The organism is Paraburkholderia lebeckiae, assembly GCF_014201005.1.
Lineage (GTDB): Bacteria > Pseudomonadota > Gammaproteobacteria > Burkholderiales > Burkholderiaceae > Paraburkholderia > Paraburkholderia tuberum.
The window spans coordinates 240,595-259,811 of sequence record NZ_JACHDK010000004.1; the positions used below are offsets into that span (position 1 = coordinate 240,595).

Genomic DNA, 19,217 nt, shown 5'->3' on the forward strand with positions numbered 1-19,217 from the left:
GATGGGCACGCCGGGGCCTGCGCAATGCGCAAGAGAGGGATCGCGGCGCGTAGTCTGCTGCAACCATTGAACCGGTCAGTCAATCTCGTGGAGGCAAACCATGCTGTTCAAACGAGGAATTGCAGTTCTTGCCGTTGCTCTACCGCTCGCGGCCGCGCAAGCGCAAACCGTCGACATCACCGGCGCGGGCAGCACTTTTGCGGCCCCGATCTATAACAAGTGGGCTGACGCCTACCATAAGGCGGGAGGCGGCAAGGTCAACTACCAAGGCATCGGTTCAGCGGGCGGCATCAAGCAGATCCTCGCGAAGACCGTTGATTTCGCAGGTTCCGATGCGCCGATGAAGGACGACGAACTGGCGAAGACTGGCCTGTTCCAATTCCCGACCGTGGTCGGCGGCGTCGTGCCGGTCGTGAACCTGCCCGGCGTGAAGCCGGGTCAACTCATTCTGTCGGGTGCCGTGCTTGGCGACATCTATCTGAACAAGATCAAGAAATGGAACGATCCGGCGATCGCCGCGCTGAATCCGGGTATGAAGCTGCCAGATACGGACATCGCCGTGGTGCGCCGCGCCGACGGTTCGGGCACGAGCTTCATCTGGACGAACTTTCTGTCGAAGGTGAACCCGGAGTGGAAGTCGAAGGTCGGCGAAGGCACGACGGTGAACTGGCCGACCGGTACGGGAGGCAAGGGCAATGACGGCGTCGCCGCGTTCGTGCAACGCCTGCCGGGCGCGGTCGGTTACGTCGAGTGGGCATATGCGAAGCAAAACAACATGACCTACACCAGCCTGAAGAATTCGGCCGGTACCGTGGTTGCGCCAAAGACCGAAACCTTCAAGGCGGCCGCCTCGGGCGCGGACTGGAAGACGTCCTTCTATCAGATCCTGACGAACGAGCCCGGCAAGGACGCGTGGCCGGTCGTCGGCGCGACCTTCGTGCTGCTGCATGCGACGCAGGACAAGCCGGCGCAAGGCGCGGCAACGCTGAAGTTCTTCGACTGGGCGTTCAAGAACGGCGGGCAGGCTGCCAGCGATCTCGACTACATTTCGCTGCCGGATTCGGTCGTGTCGGAAATCCGCGCGCAATGGAAGACCAAGGTCAAGGACGCGGCGGGAAAGCCAGTGTTTCAGTGAAGGCCTCGGCGCAACCCGCCTCAAACAGCTCGTGATCGAGCATGGGCGAAATCAATTGACGCAGGTCAATTGACTGACGCATGAGGCGGGTAACGTGTGTGTGACGATCCTTTATCACCGCACGCTCGGAGCAGGCAATGGTCACGCGCAACGTCGAGGATGTCATCAGGCAGATTGCCACCGCTACCGACACTCCTGAGGAAACGGTCTCGCAGATGTACGCGCAGACGTGGATTGAATACAGCGAAGGTGCACGAATTACGGACTACCTGACGGTGCTGGTCGCTCGTCGTGTGCGGGACGACCTGCGTAGGCGGCAAGTGCGGGATTCGCGTTGAGAGTCGGTGCCGAGCGTTCAGGCTCGTCTACTTTTGATCAATCGCCGTTGTGCGATGCCGCCTCCGCGCCGAAGCGCTCGACAATGAATTCAATAGAGCTCCGAAGCTTCGGCGACGTCTGTCGCTCACGCAGATACAGCAGATTCTGTGGCCGCTCGGGCGCGGCAAACGCCGGCAGCAGTTCGATCAACCGCTTCGCTCGCAGATCCGCGGCCGCCAGAATCTCGGACAGCATTGCGGTGCCCTTGCCGCGCAACACCGCCCGTCGCAGCGCTTCAGGATTGTCGACCGCTTCGGTTGGCCGGCAATTTTTCTGATCAACGTGGGGCTGTTCGGGTCGATGGTGCGGCCGGAGCTCAATCATCTTGCAGAAGGATGGTTTGCATCTCGCTGCGATTCTGGCCGCCGTGGTGACGCTTTTGAGCCTCCTGAGCATAGTCATGGACCTCAGGATATCTGGATGAGACGCACAGACTATGCCCGACATAACGCGGGACGGCGCCAGGCGCGCAATGTGCTCGGAGATAGACCCGTTGATTGCTTTTGCGGCGAGGGCGTCGTGTGCATCGCACCATTGGCCGAAACCACAAGGAGAAATCGATGACCCTGCTCATCTATCTGGTCGGATGGATCATTTTCATTGGCGGCGTCGCGTGGGGATTGATGGCGCTGCATGTCGCGCAGCACATCATCGCAATCGTGGCCGTGATCCTGCTCGGCATTGCGGTGATTACGGGCGCCACGCGTGCGCGTAATCGCGATCGGTCGCCATAGCCATTGGCGTTCGCTTGTCGGATCCATCAGGTGGGAACGCTCATCACTCGCCACGCTACGGCACGCTCGCGATGTACCATGTCTGCGTGAAATCTCACGCCGGATATCGTGGAGTACATCATGGGAAGCGCATGGAAACGCCGCTTCAAACTGTTTATCCAGCGTTTCTGGCAGCCAACCAGCGCGTGCATGACCTGTATGCCGGGGAGCTGGGGCAACATCATGAGCCTCACGCACTGGGCGATCGCATTCAAAACCGGCCTGCTCACCGGTGTGCTCGCCCTGCTGCTCACCTTCACGCCGGCGGCGAAGTGGTACGGGAATCGCTACAGCAACGCACTGCTCGTCGGTTGCCTGACCGCTATCGGCGATGCCTACTCTCATTTGAGCCACTACCGCTCTCATGTTCTCGAACACATCGCGACGGGGGTCGTGTCAGGCCTGTTTGCGCTCGCTGCGTCGTACCTGTTCGAGGATCGCGCGCGCCGCGTACGCGCGGCGTGGTCGCGTTTGTTCGGATAATAAGAGTTCCATCTCGAACATCGCGAGACCTCACGATGAGTGTTGCGCGTGACATGTTCGCGCCCGGATACATCGCGGTGAACTGGTCGCGTCAGTGCGGTGACGAAAGCAGTTTGAAGCGCTTCCACAGCTTCTTCAATGTCTGATGATCGGCAGCGACGCGTGACGCGAGGAAGCCGCGTGCGAACGCCGCGCCCGAGACTGCTTCCGGCGACGTTTTCAACAACGACTTCAGAAGCTGATCGGCGACGACGGCATCGTTGCGCCAGCCGAGATCATCCTGAAGCGCGGTGAGCGCGTCGACATAATGGCGAACGGCCTGCTTCGGGCATAGAGACGCGAAGAACTCGGTGGCGTATCGAACTTTTTTCGCCGCGATGCGGGCGCGGTGACGACGGTGATCGTCCAGATCGGCCAAACCCTTGCCACGTTTGATCAGTTTCTTGTGCCGACGACGCAGGACATCGGCGGCGAATGGCTTCACCGGGCCGCTGATTGCGTTGCGCTGTTCGTCGGACATCTCATCTCGCCAACCTTTGCGGTTCAACCAGAGCGCGAACTGGAGCGCGAGCCGCGTGTAGCGAACCGACTCGACCGCGGCAGCCGCGCGCTGCCGGTTGTTGACGGCAATCTGCTCGCACGCCTGTCTGACGGGCCGGATCTCGTCCGCATTGCCGTTGGCGCCGGCATGGTCGAGCGTCGACCCCGCAAGCACTGCCCAGTCGCGCGCGGCGCCGAGTTCCGAGGCAATCCAGCGCAACTCCTCGTCGAATCCGGACGAGGCGGGGATGACCTTCGCAAACAGGTCGAGAGCCGAACGCAAGCGGCGAAGTCCCACGCGCATCTGATGGACGCTCGATGGATCGTGGCCCGATACGACGCCCCGTTCATTCGCATGGACCTGGTCCAGACAGTTGCGCACAATTGCGCAGAACGCATCCTCGACCGAATCGCGTTTGTTCAGTCGCACTGGTTGCGCTTTCACCGCCTCGCTGTGCTCGTCGACGAGCAGTGCATACCCGATATCCGCCTTGCTGCGACGATCGATACACAGCGGCACAGTTTCGAGCATTTCCAGCGCGACGCGGTACAGCACATCCGGACTGCCCTGTTTCAGTTCCAGTTCCACCGCGGCGATCTGCACTGATCCCGAATCCGCTTCGACGCTTCCTTCGTCGAGAGCAAGCTCGAGTTCGTCTCCGGACGGCTGGCGCAGCACAAACGCTGATCGGTTGATCCGCGTGACGAACACCGGCTTCAGTTGGGCCGCAACGGTCTCGTCGCGAATCAGCTTTCCGCAGTCGCTGTCGTCGGGGATTTGATCGCACAGCAGCGTCAGATCGGGCGCGTCGCTATTCACGGGCATCTCGAACTCGTCCCGGTCGAACAATCCCGCCTTGGCCGATCCTTCGCGCTTCAGCGTCTGGATTTTGTCGTTGCCGACGGTGCGCACGCGCAGCGAAGCCCCGCACCAGTGAAATGAAAAATCGGGCGTATCGAAATAGGTGCTCGTCAGCAGGTGAGGCGTTCCCGCTGTGGCTTCTGATTGCGCAAGCATCGACGCGTTACGCAATTTACCGAGATCTTCCTTCGCAACGCGCAGCTTCAGTTCCCGTTCCATGCTGCCTCCGAAATGAGCGCCAGACTGTCAGACTACACCGGATTGGCTGGACCGCGTCGCGGCCGATCGTCCCCAGTGGCCTCAGATAAGTTGGACACGGAAAAAGTGGATGAGACGGTGGACGAGCCTGGCGCGAATACCTGTACACGTTGGCACATCTTGATTAGGAAATGATCATTTCCTATAATCGCCGTATGACTACACGCAACCATGCCGCCAGACAGGCACGTGCTCCAGGTCGTCCACGCGAATTCGACATGGACGTCGCGCTGGACGGCGCAATCCAGATTTTTCGCGAGCGCGGTTATCAAGGGACGTCTCTTGGCGATCTCGGGTCCGCGATGGGGCTCACGGCCGGCAGTATCTATAAGGCGTTCGCAGATAAGCGAGCGGTATTCCTTGCCGCGCTCGAGCGCTACATCCACCTACGAAATGGCCAGTTGCAGGGCCTGCTCGACGCGGAGCAGACCGGCCGCGACAAGGTACGGGCCATTCTGCGGTTTTATGCTGAGTCTGCAATTGGCGATGAGGGCAAGCGGGGCTGTCTCGTAGTCGGAAGTGCAGTCGACCTGCTGGCCTTCGACGATGAGATCGCGAGTCATGTGGTCGCATCTTTGCAGCGAACGGAGCGTCTGTTGTGTCGTTTGATCCGAGTGGGCCAGACAGACGGTTCGATCGCGTCCGCCGTGGATCCAGACGCTACCGGCCGCGCTCTGCTGAGTCTGACGCAAGGTTTCAGGGTCGTCGGCAAAGTCGGGCGATCCCGGGCACACATGATGGCGGCGACGGATCAGGCCATGCGTCTGCTGGACTAATCACGGCAAGACATAGCATCGCATGACCTCCGCGTGCCGCTCGCCCTATTAGGAAATGATTATTTCCTAACATTATCCGCCGATGAGAAAAACCGCTCAACGGTGTCATCCCCCAACCCAGAGGAGTCTCGTTCGTGAAAACACATCACTCGCCCATGCCATCAGGGAGTTCCGGAATCGTAAGCACGTTGCCAGTAGCAAGGCCCGTGGCGGGGCTAGCAGGATTCGAGCACAAGTTCGCAACCGTAGACGGACTGAGGCTGCACTACGTCACCGGTGGAAACCCACAGGGCGACGTGGTCGTGTTGCTCGCGGGCTTTCCCGAGAGCTGGTTCGCCTGGCGCAAAGTGATGGGACTGCTTGCAAAGACCTACCGAGTCGTCGCACCGGACCTTCCCGGACAAGGTGATTCGGATCGTCCGATGGACGGCTACGACACGCAAACCCTTGCGAGCCATGTTCACGGTTTGCTCCAGCAACTGGGGATCACCCGGTACTGTCTTGCTGCACACGACATTGGAGCGTGAGTGGCTTTTCCTTACGCCGTAATGTTCGGCGACAAGGTCCGGCGACTCGCGCTGCTGGATGCGGGGATCCCCGGCGTGACGTTGCCTGATGCGTTGCCGAGCGCGCCCGGGCGTGCATGGCGCACCTGGCATTTCGCATTTCACGGGCTACCGGACCTGCCGGAAGTGCTGCTCGCCGGCAAGGAACGTGAATACCTCGACTGGTTTTTGCGGCGAAAGGCGGCCAATCCCGATACTTTCACTGACGCCGATATCGATGAATATCTACGCATTCTCAAGAAAGACGGCGGCTTACGCGCGGGCCTTGCGTATTACCGGGCCGCGCATGTGTCCGCCCAACAGAATGCAGAACTGAAGCAACGAGGCATGCTCGACCTGCCACTGCTGACGCTCGGTGCCGATCAAGGTTCCATCGCCGATATGGCAACACCTTTGAGAGCCTTTTTCACCGACGTCAAAGGCCGCACCATTAGTCACTGCGGGCACTTCATTCCAGAAGAACAACCGCGCGCGGTCGCTGACGAACTCACTGCGTTCTTTGGAAGCGGAGAGGGGTAACGGGGCTACGCGGGCGCAAGATGCCGCGCATGGGTCAGGCGATGCGGGCGTGCTGTACGACGATCCATGCGGACCACACAAGCAACGCAATGCCGAGCGGCTTGCCGATGGACCTGCCCCAGCGGAAATTCTTCTCGGCCGACATGATCGCGCCCAGCGCCAGCATCCAGCCGACGCTGCCAGTGCCGACCGCGAACATCAGCAGCATCAGGGCCCAACAGCAGCCGACGCAGAAAGCGCCGTGACCGATGCCGAGCGCAAAGCTCTCGCGGCGCGCGCTCCTGCCACGCCAATGCTCGGTGATGAACATCAGCGGGGAGCGGCATTTGTCGAGACATCGATGCTTGAGACTGCTGAACTGATAAAGGCCCGCGAGCCCGACGATCGCGGCGCCGATCAGCCAGCCGTTTGCAAGCAAGCTCGCAGACTGGTCCACGACCAGATGGAGCGCCGCGTCGAAGCCGTGCGCGAGCACGCCGAACAGCGCCCACGTCGTCGCATAACCGACGATCAGAAGCGCCATCAGCGTGCGCCGGTTTGCGCGCGCGATGGTCATCCGCCGGAAGGTGTCGAAGAGCGGGAAGGCGGTCGGCAGCATCATCGCCGCGATCATCAGCAGCCATGCGACGCTGTGCAGCAATGCCGCAATCGTGAGGCTCGCGCCGGGCACCTCACGGCATATCGCGCCGACGAGCGGCAGTTCGGCCCAACTCGCATGATGCAGAAAACGCGCATAGGGCCCCGCATCCCATATCCATAACGCGATCCACGCGCTGCCCGTCAATGCGACGAAAAGCGGCGCGAACAGCCGCGAGCGTGCGAGCATCTTCACGACGCGAAGCTGAACGATCCCTGAATGGCGTTATGTCCGGTCAAGGCGAGGTCGAGATCGAGCTTTTCGTGCCGCAGGCGGAATGCGTTCGCCTTGCCGACGAAAGCCGGGGAACCGGGTATCGTCGAAAAGATGCTTTCGACCAGTTTGGTCGGCTCGCCGGTCGGGCCGCGATAGGGCTCCAACTCGGCCTCGATGGCTTCACCGACTTTCATCCTGCCCTTGCCGTCGACGACTGCGTATTCGATCGGCGCGCGTTCCACGGACACGACTTCGCCGATCAACTGCACGAGATCCGCGATGGGGCCACCGCGCTCGCCACGGTGCACGCTAACCAGGGCGTCGAATTGCGCGTCGCTCGCGCGCTCGTCGACGAACATCGCGACGCGCCAGCCGCCTTTGAGCACGTTGCCGGGAATGAACGCCGCGAACGCGATCGTCAGGCCCGATACATCGACGCCGTCGATCATGCCTTGATCGTAGTGGTATGCAAGCGCGCTGCGGCAAATGCCGTTATCGGGATCTTCTCCGATCCAGCACGGACACAGCACCTTGCATTCACACACTTCGAGGATGCTGCCCATCAGTTGATAGCTCATTCACGCCTCCGCTGCCGGTTGGATCCGGCTGGGAAGAACATCGCCGGACATCCTCTGTTGTAGCTGTTAAGCGGGCAGTAATCAAAGCCTTCGGGGCGCTGCGAATGATTGAAGCGGCTTACACAGTCGGCGCTTTTGCGGTACAGGACGGGGGGCGCGGAGTCCGGTTGGCGGTCCTGAAGCGCACGGCGCATCGACGATTTTCGCAACTGACTCTTATATAAGACATAAGACATTTGACCTTGCGTGGGTATTGCAATTAAAATCGCGATCGAAGCAGTGCCCGGCACAGCTTGGAGTGCCTTAAAAGCCTTTCCCTGAAACGCAAATACCAGCAGGTCCCCCATGCTTGAAAATTTTCGTGCTCACGTGGCCGCACGCGCCGCGCTCGGCATTCCTCCCTTGCCGCTGACGGCTCAGCAAACCGCCGAGCTGGTCGAACTCCTGACGAACCCGCCCGCTGGCGAAGAGCAGACGCTGCTCGACCTGATCGCTAACCGCGTGCCCGCTGGTGTGGACGAAGCCGCCCGCGTGAAGGCAGGCTTCCTCGCGGCCGTGGCCCAAGGCCAGACCGCCTGCGCGCTGATCTCGCGCGCCCGTGCCACCGAACTGCTCGGCACGATGCTGGGCGGCTACAACATCCAGCCGCTGATCGAACTGCTGTCCGACGCCGAAGTGGGCACCGTGGCCGCCGACGCGCTGAAGAAAACGCTGCTGATGTTCGACCAGTTCCACGACGTCAAGGAACTGGCCGACAAGGGCAACGCCAATGCGAAGGCCGTGATGCAGAGCTGGGCCGACGCCGAATGGTTCACGAGCCGTCCGGAAGTGCCGCAAAGCCTGACCATCACCGTCTTCAAGGTGACGGGCGAGACCAATACCGACGACCTCTCGCCAGCGCCGGATGCCACCACCCGTCCGGACATCCCGTTGCACGCGCTGGCGATGCTGAAGAACGCGCGTCCCGGTATCACGCCGGAAGAAGACGGCAAGCGTGGCCCGGTCAAGTTCATCGAGTCGCTGAAGGAAAAGGGCCACCTGGTCGCCTACGTGGGCGACGTGGTCGGCACCGGCTCCTCGCGCAAGTCGGCGACCAACTCGGTGCTGTGGTTCACGGGCGAAGACATCCCCTTCATCCCGAACAAGCGCTTCGGCGGCGTGTGCCTCGGCAGCAAGATCGCCCCGATCTTCTACAACACGATGGAAGACGCTGGCGCTCTGCCGATCGAACTCGACGTGTCGCAGATGGAAATGGGCGACGTGGTCGAACTGCGCCCGTACGAAGGCAAAGCCCTGAAGAACGGCGCAGTGATCGCCGAGTTCCAGGTCAAGTCCGACGTGCTGTTCGATGAAGTGCGCGCCGGCGGCCGCATTCCGCTGATCATCGGTCGCGGCCTGACCGCCAAGGCACGTGAAGCGCTGGGCCTCGCCCCGTCGACGCTGTTCCGCCTGCCGCAGCAGCCCGCCAACAGCGGCAAGGGTTTCTCGCTGGCGCAGAAGATGGTCGGCCGCGCTTGCGGGCTGCCGGAAGGCGAGGGCGTCCGTCCGGGCACGTACTGCGAACCGAAGATGACCTCGGTCGGCTCGCAGGACACCACGGGCCCGATGACCCGCGACGAACTGAAGGACCTGGCGTGCCTCGGCTTCTCGGCCGATCTCGTCATGCAGTCGTTCTGCCACACCGCCGCTTATCCGAAGCCGGTGGACGTCAAGACCCACCAGACGCTGCCGAACTTCATCAGCAACCGTGGCGGCATCGCGCTGCGCCCGGGCGACGGCGTGATCCACTCGTGGCTGAACCGCATGCTGTTGCCCGACACCGTGGGCACCGGCGGCGACTCGCACACGCGCTTCCCGATCGGCATCAGCTTCCCGGCCGGTTCGGGTCTGGTCGCCTTCGCGGCCGCCACCGGCACGATGCCGCTGGACATGCCGGAATCGGTGCTGGTCCGCTTCAAGGGCAAGATGCAGCCGGGCGTGACCCTGCGTGACCTCGTCAACGCGATTCCGCTGTACGCGATCAAGCAAGGCACGCTGACGGTTGCCAAGCAAGGCAAGAAGAACGTCTTCTCCGGCCGCATTCTCGAAATCGAAGGCCTGCCCGATCTGAAGGTCGAGCAAGCGTTCGAACTGTCGGATGCTTCCGCCGAGCGCTCGGCCGCCGGTTGCACGGTGCACCTGAACAAGGAGCCGATCATCGAATATCTGAACAGCAACGTCACGCTGCTGAAGTGGATGATCGCCCAGGGCTACCAGGATCCGCGCAGCCTGCAGCGCCGCATCAAGGCGATGGAGCAGTGGCTGGCCGACCCGCAACTGCTGTCGCCGGATGCCGACGCCGAATACGCAGCCGTCATCGAGATCGATCTCGCCGACATCCACGAGCCGATCGTGGCCTGCCCGAACGATCCGGACGACGTGAAGACGCTGTCGGACGTGGCCGGCGCGAAGATCGACGAAGTGTTCATCGGCTCGTGCATGACCAACATCGGTCACTTCCGCGCCGCGTCGAAGCTGCTGGAAGGTAAGCGCGACATCCCGGTCAAGCTGTGGGTGGCCCCGCCGACCAAGATGGACCAGAAGCAACTGACCGAGGAAGGCCATTACGGCGTCTTCGGCACGGCGGGTGCGCGTACCGAAATGCCGGGCTGCTCGCTGTGCATGGGCAACCAGGCACAGGTGCGCGAAGGCGCGACGGTCATGTCGACGTCGACCCGTAACTTCCCGAACCGCCTCGGCAAGAACACGAACGTGTACCTCGGCTCGGCGGAACTGGCGGCGATCTGCTCGCGCCTGGGCAAGATCCCGACCAAGGAGGAGTACATGGCCGACATGAGCGTGCTCAATGCCAACGGCGACAAGATCTATCAATACATGAACTTCGACCAGATCGAAGACTTCAAGGAAGTCGCCGACGCCGTGACGATGTAAGTGTGCTGTCGGACTACGGCGTGCGGTTCGCGTCGTAGCGCCACGAAATGGCGCCGTGGGCTGAATGCCTGCGGCGCCATTTTTTTTGCGGCGTTCGAGTCGAGGTCCGCGCGGGCCAGCCTCGCCGGGATCGCAGAGGAATCTCAGGGGCTAGCGATAGCCGATCCGCATCGCAAGACAAACCCCGCGACCTGGTCCAACGCGTATCGGGCGCTTGCAAGCTCGTCGGTCGAGCGTTGGAACACGTGATGGAGTCCCTCGTAGATTTCCAACTGCACCGTGTTTCCCCGCTGTGCAGCGGCAGCCGCGTAGCGCCGGGCGTCGTCGAGCAGCAGTTCGTCCGTACCGACCTGAATGGCGATCGGCGGCAGATGTGCGGGAACGTGGTACAGCGGCGACGCGCGTCGGTCCGCGGGATCGGCTGACCCAAGGTACGCGGCCGCGGCATCGGCGAGTATGGGCCGCGTCAAGACCGGGTCGCGGGTCTCCTCACTGCGCGACGACGGGCCCGTCAACGCAAGATCGAGCCACGGCGAAAAAGTGGCCACACAAGAAACGTTCATCGACCGACCTCCATCAGCGCCCAGCGCCGCAAGCGCGAGCCCGCCGCCTGCCGAGTCGCCAACCAGCGCGATGTCGCGAATGCCTGACTGCGCCATCCACCGCAACGCTTCGATCACGGCATCGTATGCCGCGGGAAACGGATGCTCGGGCGCAAGCGGATAGTCGAGAACGAAGGTGTCGATGCCGGCACGCACGGCGATCTGACTCGCCAGGCCGCGATAACCGGTGGCAGACCCGAGTACGAACGCGCCTCCGTGCAGAAAGAGGATCGCGCGGCCGGCCACGGCGGATTCGGGCCGAATCCACCAACCCTGTACGTCCGCGCTCTCGACTCTTTGAAGATCGACGCCATCCGCAATAGGCGTTTGCGCCGTCATCGCGTCGTAGGCCTCACGCGAGGCTCCGCCGAATTCCGCAAAGAGTCGCTGAGTACGGTCGAGCACCGATATCGCCGCCTCGCGGTCGTCGTCACTCAAGGGGTGCCGCATCTCGATCAGGTTGATCTGCTGTACGACGCTCATCACTTGCTCCTTCGTTAGCGGTGGTCGATGGGCAGACGATATCGATTCCACAGAGCGTCCAGAAGAAGGCCGAACGGAATACAATCAATTCCATTCTGGAAGTTTTGGGAGGCAAGGGGTGGACCGTCTGGATGCGCTCAAACTTTTCGTCCGCATCGTCGAGAGCGGGAGTTTCGCAGCGGCGGCGCGCGAAATAGGCGTGGGCCAGCCCGCGGTCAGCAAGCAGATCGCGTCGCTCGAACGCCATCTTGGCGCGCAACTGGTCAGGCGCACGTCGCGCAGCATGACGCTGACCGAGACGGGACAATCGGTCTATGAAGCGGGTTTGCGCATCATTGGAGATTTCACGGAGCTCGAATCGTCCGTCGGGCGCGGTCAGGTTTCGCCGGCCGGGATGGTCCGGGTCACCGTGGCGCCGGTTTTTGGCCGGCTGCATGTGGTGCCGCGCCTGCCGGCATTTTTCGCCAGGTATCCGAACGTATCCGTGGACCTGTCGGCAACGGAGCGAACCGTCAATCTGGTCGAGGAGGGCTTCGACCTTTCGATCAAAAGCGGGCGGCTTGCCGACTCTTCGATGATTGCAAGGCAGCTGGCATCGAGCCCAGTCGTTGTCGTCGCAACGCCGGATTACCTCGAAAAACACGGGCGCCCCGAACGGCCACAGGAGCTCGCCCGACATGCCTGCGTCGTTTTCGCACCGCTGCGCGAGCCGCGGGCGTGGCGCTTCGAAAACGTCGACGGTCCCGACTTGCACGTCCCGTCCGGCAATTTTCACACCGGCGACGCGGAACAGATTCGCGCTGCCGTGCTCGCCCATATGGGACTGGTTCAAGCGCCGGCGTGGCTCTTTGCACCGGAGATCGCGAGCGGTGCGGTCGTCAGCCTGTTGCCGGATTTCGCGCCGGCGCCGATGCCCATCCACGCCGTTCATCCTGCCGGCCGACGATTGCCGACCAAGACCCGCGTATTTATCGATTTCGTTTCGGAAATTCTCACGTCCGATCTCGGTCCGGCCTTTGTCCCGGTCAGGATCTAGCGAGTATTCCGCCGACACCGGATCATGCCGAACAGGGATCGCGGTCCGGCCTTGCCGCGCCGAAGCCGATCCCCCGTCGACAAGGCACTGAACCCGTCCGACAATGCTTTGCGAAACACGGTCGAACGGGCTGCGATCCACGCGTCTTTTTCCAAATGCGGCGTGGGTCCCAGGTGGTCGTCCGCGATTTTTTTGACGCCCCTGTCCGTCAGCATGCGGCCCGCGCGTCATTGTGATGGCGGCCGACGCAATTCATCCGCCTCAACCCCATGACGGAGGCTCAAATGGAATACCTGTTGATGATCTACTCGGAAGAAAACGGCTGGAACAAGATGACCGACAGCGAGCGGCAGCAAGGCGTTGCCGCCTATCACGCGTACACCGAATCGTTGAAAAAAGCGGGGGCTCTGGTGGGGGCCAACCGGCTGCAGCACACGAACACGGCCACCACGGTGCGGCTCGTCGACGGCAAGCCGCAGGTGCTCGATGGACCGTATTCCGATTCGAAGGAGCAACTCGCCGGCTACTACCTGATCGACGTGCCGAACCTCGACGCGGCGATGTCGTGGGCGTCGCGTTGTCCCGGCGCGGCGCACGGCGTCATGGAGGTGCGCCCGGTCTGGACCGCGCCTTACGAGGCACCCACTGCATGAGTGCGTCCGGCGGCGCCCTTGGCGATGACGGCGCCGCGCGTTCGATTGCCGAGGCGGTCGCCCGCCGCAGCTACGGCAAGCTCGTCGCGCTGCTGGCAATGCGCACGCGCGACGTCGCCGCAGCCGAGGACGCGCTCGCCGACGCATTCGCGGCCGCGCTCGCGGACTGGCCGGAGCACGGCTGTCCCGCGAGTCCCGAAGCGTGGCTGATGACGGTTGCGCGCCGCCGGGCGATCGACGGCGCGCGTCGCCGCCAGGTCGGCGACGACGTGGCGAACCAGCTGATGATCCTCGCCGACCAGATCGACGAGAGCGAGGCAGGCGCGTTGCCCGACCGGCGGCTTGCGCTGCTGTTCGCGTGCACGCACCCTGCGCTCGAGGCCGCGATTCGCACGCCGCTGATGCTGCAAGTGGTGTTGGGGCTGGAAGCGAAGACGATTGCGTCGGCGTTCCTGATGTCGCCCGCCGCGATGAGCAAACGTCTCGTGCGGGCGAAGACGAAGATCCGCGAGGCGGGCATTCCGTTCAGCGTGCCCGAGCGCGAGGAGCTGCCCGGCCGGCTCGACGCGGTGCTCGAAGCGGTCTATGCGGCGTATGCGGAGGGCTGGACGGATCCGGTCGGCGGCGATACCGAGCGGCGCGACCTGGCGGACGAGGCGCTGTATCTCGCGCGACTGCTCGTCGAGCTGCTTCCTGACGAACCCGAGACGTTGGGCCTGCTCGCGCTGATGCTGTTTGCTCAGGCGCGACGTGATGCGCGACGCGATGCGGCTGGCGACTACGTTCCGCTGTCGGCCCAGGACCCTGCAACGTGGAACGCGCCGATGATCGACGCGGCGAACGCACTGCTGCGGCGCGCGAACGCGCTCAACGCAATCGGGCGCTTTCAGCTCGAGGCCGCGCTGCAGTCGGCGCATGTGGATCGCTGCCGGACGCGTCGCCCGAACTGGGACGAAATCGTGCAGCTCTACGATGGGCTGTTCGCCATTGCGGCGTCGCCGGTAGTGGCTGTGAACCGCGCGCTTGCCGTGGCCGAACGCGACGGCCCGCAGGCGGCGCTCGACGCGCTTGCGCCGTATGCGGACGACCCGCGGCTGGCCGACTACCAGCCCTACTGGGCCGCACGCGCCAACCTGCTCGCGCGCACCGGCGCGACCGCGCAAGCACTCGGCGCGTACGATCTGGCGATCGGTCTGGAGCGTGATCCGGCCGTGCGTCGGTTCCTGCAGCGCAAGCGAATGGAGCTTGCATCGGCGAGCAGTTAGCGGCGCGGGGTGCGTTTGCCTGCTTCGTCAGGTCGGGCGTGGCGGCTTGGCCCCGACAGGCCTGCGCCTGAACTTCACCGCTCCGGCTGCAACAGCCCCCAGCTCACGAGAATCGCCTGGATGCTGCGCGCGTAGGCGTCGCGCTCGTGCGGCGATTCCGAGTGATACGCTCCGATTGCGCGCCATGTGTTGCCGTATCGCACCATCTTCTGCTTGAGCAGCCACGCGGCTACGAAGATATTCACGCACGGGTCCGTCAGCGCGCGGTGCGGAATGCCCCGGCTCTCGAGTTCAGGAAAGTGGATCGAATTGATCTGCAGTTGTCCCACGTCGATCGAACCGTTGGCGTTGCGGTTGATGGCGCTCGCGTCGCCTTTCGATTCGCGCCATGCCACGGCGCGCAGCACGTGCGGATTGACGCCCTGGTAAGCGCCGGCCTTGTCGAAGCAATCGTCGGCGGACGGAGCGGCTTGCGCGGCCGAACTGCCGAGCGCCAGCAGCGCCGCCCAGGCGCATATGGCCCACGACCGCAAAGGGCGGAAGGCGTTGGTCTTCTGCTTGTCCATGGGTCGGGGCTCCAGGTCCTGCTTTACTGCGCCAGCGCGGAATCGAGCTGCCGCTCGATGTCCTTGAGATAGGTGCGCGACTCATCGGAGACGACGAGGCGCGGCGTCGGCATCGCGCAGCGGCAATCGTGCTGGTGCGTCTTCTTCTTGTTGTGCGACGTGGAGCGCGGCGCGGGAAGGTCGTCGTCGTCGCCGGTGGAGGGCGGCAGCATGGAGAGCGTGGGCAGCGGCGGGTAGACCTTGTCCGCAGAGGCTGTGGTGGCAGCGGCGGCAGTGCCGGCCGCAGTCGCAGGCGCGCTGGCAGCGGGCTGGCCCGCCCATGCGGCCGAACCTAAGCATAGCGATGCCGCGGCGAAAGCAATCAGGCGCATCGTGTCAGCTCCCCGCATGTAGCGGCTGGATCGAGACGCTGTACGTCTGGTTCGCGCCGGTCGTAAGGTTTTCGAGCGTGGGTTTGAGCCCCTGCTGCGGCACGCCCCGCCAGATCGCCTGGTTGATGTACTTGAAGTCCTGGCCCAGCGCCGTTACACGGATCACAGTGGGCTGCTTCTGCGCGGCGGCGAGCGCACCCGCCTTGGCGAGCACCGTAGTCAGTTGCGGATCGCGCGCGCCGAGTGCATCGGCGGGAATGTCGAACTTCATGATCACGTTCGACACCGCAGGTTTCTCGGCTTGAGCCGTATTGGGCTGCTGCAGTTGTGCGCAGCCTGTTACAAACATTACGGCAAGTAAGAGCACGGCGCGCGTCACGTCGGGGTCTCCAAAGTTTCGTGGCGATGTACGCGTTTTCGGCTTGGGATGCTGAGACTTGATACCTGGGGGCAAACGTTTGCGAAAAAGAAAGAGTTCGCTCTCGCGGCGCCGCTTCCCGGAAGGTTGCTGCGTGCACCTCCGCCTTCGAGCAAAGAACTTCTTGCCCTGTCGGGTAAAGCCACAGCGATTGCTACGCGTACGCTCGTCGCGACGCGATCGACCTGACGCCCCAACCCGACGAACCGACTCACGCATACCGCGCGAGAAACATATCCGCCGCCGCTTCCGCGATCCTCTTCTGCTCGCTGGCATCGAGCGGCACTTGACCCATCGCCACTTGCGGCCAGAAGGCAAAAGCCTTCACGAGCCCCTGCAACTGCAGTGCTGCGAAGACGGGGTCCTCGGTCTTGATGCGGCCGTCCGCGGCAGCCGCCCGGAGCCACGCCGTCAGATCCTCCTCGCGTTCCCCCATGCGAGCGACCATCTCGCGTGCGCGCTCCGGCGAATGGATGCCAGCCGCGATCGCCACCCGTGCAAGCGACAAAAAGGACTCGTCGTGAAGCAGCCGCAGCTTGCGCTCCAGCAGCTCGAGCAACTGCGCGCGCAACGGTTGGTCGGCGCGATAAGAGGGCGCATCGCCGTCCTGGCTCGCGTCCCACAATTGCTGGAGAATCGCCGCGAAAAGCGCTTCCTTGCTCGGGAAATGGTTATAGACCGTGCGCTTCGAGACATTCGCGCGGGCGGCGATGCGGTCCATGCTGGTTGCGTCGTAGCCGGCCGCGAGGAATTCCTCGATCGCAGCAGCGACGATCGCGACGCGCTTTCGGTCAGTCAGACGTTGGGGGCGGGGACTGGATTCCATCGAGCGATTTTACACTGGCCAGTTTACTTTTCTTGAAAAGAAACTACACTGCCGAGTGTAAATTTTCTTCGAAGGTCAACTTCATGACGTCGCTTCCCGCTTTTGTCCGCCGAATGCTCGGCGTGAACGCCGCACAGCGCAGCCGCGCGAGGTTCAGCCTGTCGCCGCAGCATGACGGCGAGCGCTTCCGCAACGTCAAGCCGCGTCCGGCGGACAGCCTGCGCAAAACGCTCGGGCTAGCGTGGACGGTGTTGTTCAACAAGCCGAGCGGCACCGTGCCGGCCGACGCGTTGCCGGTCGAAACGCTGACGCGCGCGCAACTCGACATGGCGCCCGACCGCAGCCTGTACCGGCTCGGTCATTCGACGATGCTGCTGAAGTTGCGCGGCAAGTTCTGGCTGACCGATCCCGTGTTCGCCGAGCGGGCGTCTCCGTTCCGCAATCTCGGTCCGAAGCGCTTTCATGCGCCGCCGATCTCGCTCGACGATTTGCCGCCGCTGCGCGGCGTGATCCTGTCGCACGATCACTACGACCATCTCGACCGCGAAACCGTGCTGATACTGGCGCAGCGTACCGAGGTGTTTTTGACGCCGCTTGGGGTCGGCGACCGGCTCATCGAATGGGGTATCGATGCGGCGAAGGTCCGGCAGTTCGACTGGTGGCAGGGCACGGCGGTCGAGGGCATCGAGTTCACCGCGACGCCCGCGCAGCACTTCTCCGGGCGCAGCCTGTTCGACGGCAACCGGACGTTGTGGGCGTCGTGGGTGATCGTCGATCACGATTTGCGCGTGTTTTTCAGTGGCGACACCGGTTACTTCGATGGTTTCAGCGAGATCGGCGAGCGCCTCGGACCATTCGACGTCACGTTGATCGAGACCGGCGCGTACGACGCGATGTGGCCATACGTCCATATGCAGCCCGAAGAAACCGTGCAGGCGCATATCGACCTGCGCGGCCGCTGGCTCGTGCCGATCCATAACGGCACCTTCGACCTCGCGATGCATCGCTGGCAGGAGCCGTTCGAAAGGGTGACGGGGCTGGCGCTCGCGCGCGGCGTCGCGCTGTCGACACCGCGCATGGGCGAGCGGCTCGATTTGACCGCGGTGCATCGCGGCGAACGCTGGTGGCGCGACGTTGCGCAAACCGCTCCAGTGCCGAAGGCTTCGTGGCGGATGTGCGCGTCGCGCGGGGTCGAGGAGGGGGAGTCGTCCTGAGGTCGTTGGCACCGCCACGTTTTTGCGGCGGACGAGAGCGCCCGAGCGAACTGTTTCGCGGCGGCGCGCCGGTGCGGCGCGGGCACGTTGCCGTTCCCGCCGAAGCGCTCGCGACCTCGAAGTACGCTCCGTCGGAACTGTCCGCCGCGGCGTGATACGCAACCGTCGATCTGCGGGTTAATTCTTCAGGTCGGCGAGAATGCGTTCCGCGAGAAAATCGCACACAGGTCGTTTCGAAGCAGCACTTCGCGCCAGCACGACTTCAAGCGTGCCGATTTCCGGCAGGCCATTCGCGGCTCCCAGCAGCGAGAAGTGAGCCGGTACCGCGCACTTGGCCAAAGGAGTCACCGCGAGTCCGGCCTCGGCCATCGTCAGCAGACCCAGCAGACTCGGACTTTCATACGAGGTTCGATACGTGATGCGCGCGCGCTCCAGGCTCCGGATGGCTTTCTCCCGCGCGACGCTGCCGGGCAAAAACACGGCGATGGGCAAGGGCCTTTCACGCCAGATCTCGGTCGCGCCTGGCGCGGCGGCCCAGACCATCGGTTCATGACGCAGGAACTCGCCGTGCAATCCTTTCACGCGCGTCGCGCAGACGAGATCGACCGTGCCGTCCTTCAACATGGGCTCGAGAGCGACGCTTGGCAGGCCCACTACCTGAATCTCCGCCTTCGGATAGGTCGCCGAGAATTTCTTGAGGATCGGCGGGAACAGTGACGTCGCATAGTCGTCAGGCACGCCGATCACCACGCGTCCGGTCACGTCGGGCCGTACCACCGCCGCCCACGCTTCGTCGCGCAGGGCGATCATCCGTCGCGCGTAGGTCAACAGCATTTCGCCGTCCTGCGTCGGCACCACGCTGCGAGGCTTGCGCACGAAAAGCGCCTTGCCGAGCGCCGTCTCGAGCGTCTTGATCTGCATGCTCACCGCCGATTGCGAACGATGCACGACCTGCGCCGCGCGACTGATCGTGCCGGCGTCCGCGACCGCGATGATCATGGACAGCACGTCCAGATCGAGCGCTTTCATTTCCGTTGCCATGATCGTTGATATCAGAAAAGTAGATCGATTCCATCAATATTATGCGATTTTCTTTTGCGAAGACACCCTCGATAGTGGCGGCAAAGGAGC

General features: G+C 63.3%; 21 protein-coding genes and 1 pseudogene. 11 read left to right on the top strand and 11 right to left on the bottom strand.

Annotated elements, in window-relative coordinates; translation table 11 throughout:
- The first annotated feature begins 100 nt into the window (after positions 1–100).
- Positions 101–1,135 (top strand): phosphate ABC transporter substrate-binding protein PstS, encoded by a 1,035-nt coding sequence (pstS, locus tag HDG39_RS10280; protein WP_184005590.1) that lies wholly within the window; start codon positions 101–103, stop codon positions 1,133–1,135.
- A gap of 137 nt (positions 1,136–1,272) precedes the next feature.
- Positions 1,273–1,473 (top strand): DUF3562 domain-containing protein, encoded by a 201-nt coding sequence (locus tag HDG39_RS10285; RefSeq protein WP_184005592.1) that lies wholly within the window; start codon positions 1,273–1,275, stop codon positions 1,471–1,473.
- Between the two features lie 37 nt (positions 1,474–1,510).
- Here the strand turns inward: HDG39_RS10285 and HDG39_RS35815 are convergent, their stop codons facing one another.
- On the bottom strand, positions 1,511–1,915 hold the full coding sequence (locus HDG39_RS35815) for a LysR substrate-binding domain-containing protein (protein ID WP_409259188.1): 405 nt from the start codon (positions 1,913–1,915) through the stop codon (positions 1,511–1,513).
- Positions 1,916–2,073: 158 nt separating this feature from the next.
- Between HDG39_RS35815 and HDG39_RS10295 the strand changes: the two genes are divergently transcribed.
- Entirely contained in the window at positions 2,074–2,247 is a 174-nt protein-coding gene (locus HDG39_RS10295) for a hypothetical protein (RefSeq protein WP_184005594.1), read from the top strand.
- 120 nt (positions 2,248–2,367) lie between these two features.
- Entirely contained in the window at positions 2,368–2,769 is a 402-nt protein-coding gene (locus HDG39_RS10300) for a hypothetical protein (RefSeq protein WP_184005596.1), read from the top strand.
- A 91-nt stretch (positions 2,770–2,860) separates the two neighbouring features.
- Here HDG39_RS10300 and HDG39_RS10305 read toward each other — a convergent pair whose 3' ends face one another.
- Complete coding sequence (locus HDG39_RS10305) at positions 2,861–4,390, bottom strand: CYTH and CHAD domain-containing protein (RefSeq protein ID WP_184005598.1); 1,530 nt, start codon at positions 4,388–4,390, stop codon at positions 2,861–2,863.
- 257 nt (positions 4,391–4,647) lie between these two features.
- On the opposite strand from HDG39_RS10305, the gene HDG39_RS10310 reads away from it, so the two are divergent.
- Both HDG39_RS10310 and HDG39_RS35820 read left to right on the top strand, forming a co-directional pair.
- Positions 4,648–5,205: a TetR/AcrR family transcriptional regulator gene (locus tag HDG39_RS10310; protein WP_184005903.1), complete on the top strand. Its 558-nt coding sequence runs from the start codon at positions 4,648–4,650 to the stop codon at positions 5,203–5,205.
- Positions 5,206–5,360: 155 nt separating this feature from the next.
- Positions 5,361–6,290, top strand: a pseudogene (locus HDG39_RS35820) (alpha/beta fold hydrolase).
- 34 nt (positions 6,291–6,324) lie between these two features.
- On the opposite strand, the gene HDG39_RS10320 reads toward HDG39_RS35820, so the two are convergent.
- From HDG39_RS10320 to HDG39_RS10330, 3 genes are read right to left on the bottom strand one after another with little or no spacing between them, the layout of a single operon-like run.
- Entirely contained in the window at positions 6,325–7,116 is a 792-nt protein-coding gene (locus tag HDG39_RS10320) for a DUF2182 domain-containing protein (RefSeq protein WP_184005905.1), read from the bottom strand.
- Positions 7,117–7,118: 2 nt separating this feature from the next.
- Entirely contained in the window at positions 7,119–7,721 is a 603-nt protein-coding gene (locus tag HDG39_RS10325) for a DUF1326 domain-containing protein (protein WP_184005600.1), read from the bottom strand.
- Positions 7,718–8,068 (bottom strand): hypothetical protein, encoded by a 351-nt coding sequence (locus tag HDG39_RS10330; RefSeq protein ID WP_184005602.1) that lies wholly within the window; start codon positions 8,066–8,068, stop codon positions 7,718–7,720. Before HDG39_RS10330 ends, HDG39_RS10325 begins: the two co-directional genes overlap by 4 nt.
- Between HDG39_RS10330 and acnB the strand changes: the two genes are divergently transcribed.
- Complete coding sequence (acnB, locus tag HDG39_RS10335) at positions 8,067–10,652, top strand: bifunctional aconitate hydratase 2/2-methylisocitrate dehydratase (protein WP_184005604.1); 2,586 nt, start codon at positions 8,067–8,069, stop codon at positions 10,650–10,652. The two genes, HDG39_RS10330 and acnB, sit on opposite strands and share 2 nt — an antisense overlap.
- A gap of 143 nt (positions 10,653–10,795) precedes the next feature.
- On the opposite strand, the gene HDG39_RS10340 is transcribed toward acnB, so the two are convergent.
- Positions 10,796–11,821: an alpha/beta hydrolase fold domain-containing protein gene (locus tag HDG39_RS10340; protein WP_260327676.1), complete on the bottom strand. Its 1,026-nt coding sequence runs from the start codon at positions 11,819–11,821 to the stop codon at positions 10,796–10,798.
- Positions 11,822–11,855: 34 nt separating this feature from the next.
- Here HDG39_RS10340 and HDG39_RS10345 point away from each other — a divergent pair, with 34 nt between their 5' ends.
- The 3 genes from HDG39_RS10345 to HDG39_RS10355 all read left to right on the top strand — a co-directional run bounded on the left by HDG39_RS10345 (position 11,856) and on the right by HDG39_RS10355 (position 14,691).
- Positions 11,856–12,773, top strand: coding sequence for a LysR family transcriptional regulator (locus HDG39_RS10345; protein ID WP_184005907.1), 918 nt, complete (start codon positions 11,856–11,858; stop codon positions 12,771–12,773).
- Between the two features lie 284 nt (positions 12,774–13,057).
- The gene (locus HDG39_RS10350; RefSeq protein WP_018422516.1) at positions 13,058–13,426 is read left to right on the top strand and encodes a YciI family protein; all 369 of its coding nucleotides are present in this window, start codon (positions 13,058–13,060) and stop codon (positions 13,424–13,426) included.
- On the top strand, positions 13,423–14,691 hold the full coding sequence (locus HDG39_RS10355; protein WP_184005609.1) for an RNA polymerase sigma factor: 1,269 nt from the start codon (positions 13,423–13,425) through the stop codon (positions 14,689–14,691). The genes HDG39_RS10350 and HDG39_RS10355 overlap by 4 nt, the downstream gene beginning before the upstream one ends.
- Positions 14,692–14,765: 74 nt before the next feature.
- Here HDG39_RS10355 and HDG39_RS10360 read toward each other — a convergent pair whose 3' ends face one another.
- The 4 genes from HDG39_RS10360 to HDG39_RS10375 all read right to left on the bottom strand — a co-directional run bounded on the left by HDG39_RS10360 (position 14,766) and on the right by HDG39_RS10375 (position 16,872).
- Entirely contained in the window at positions 14,766–15,257 is a 492-nt protein-coding gene (locus HDG39_RS10360; RefSeq protein ID WP_018422514.1) for a lytic transglycosylase domain-containing protein, read from the bottom strand.
- Between the two features lie 23 nt (positions 15,258–15,280).
- Complete coding sequence (locus HDG39_RS10365; RefSeq protein WP_184005610.1) at positions 15,281–15,628, bottom strand: hypothetical protein; 348 nt, start codon at positions 15,626–15,628, stop codon at positions 15,281–15,283.
- Between the two features lie 4 nt (positions 15,629–15,632).
- Entirely contained in the window at positions 15,633–16,007 is a 375-nt protein-coding gene (locus tag HDG39_RS10370) for a hypothetical protein (RefSeq protein WP_184005612.1), read from the bottom strand.
- A gap of 250 nt (positions 16,008–16,257) precedes the next feature.
- Positions 16,258–16,872: a TetR/AcrR family transcriptional regulator gene (locus HDG39_RS10375; RefSeq protein WP_184005614.1), complete on the bottom strand. Its 615-nt coding sequence runs from the start codon at positions 16,870–16,872 to the stop codon at positions 16,258–16,260.
- A gap of 83 nt (positions 16,873–16,955) precedes the next feature.
- On the opposite strand from HDG39_RS10375, the gene HDG39_RS10380 reads away from it, so the two are divergent.
- Positions 16,956–18,086, top strand: coding sequence for an MBL fold metallo-hydrolase (locus tag HDG39_RS10380; protein ID WP_184005616.1), 1,131 nt, complete (start codon positions 16,956–16,958; stop codon positions 18,084–18,086).
- Between the two features lie 177 nt (positions 18,087–18,263).
- Here HDG39_RS10380 and HDG39_RS10385 read toward each other — a convergent pair whose 3' ends face one another.
- Positions 18,264–19,115 carry a LysR substrate-binding domain-containing protein gene (locus HDG39_RS10385; RefSeq protein ID WP_026226163.1) on the bottom strand — a complete coding sequence of 284 codons (852 nt, stop codon included), beginning with the start codon at positions 19,113–19,115 and terminating at the stop codon, positions 18,264–18,266.
- Positions 19,116–19,217 lie beyond the last annotated feature (102 nt).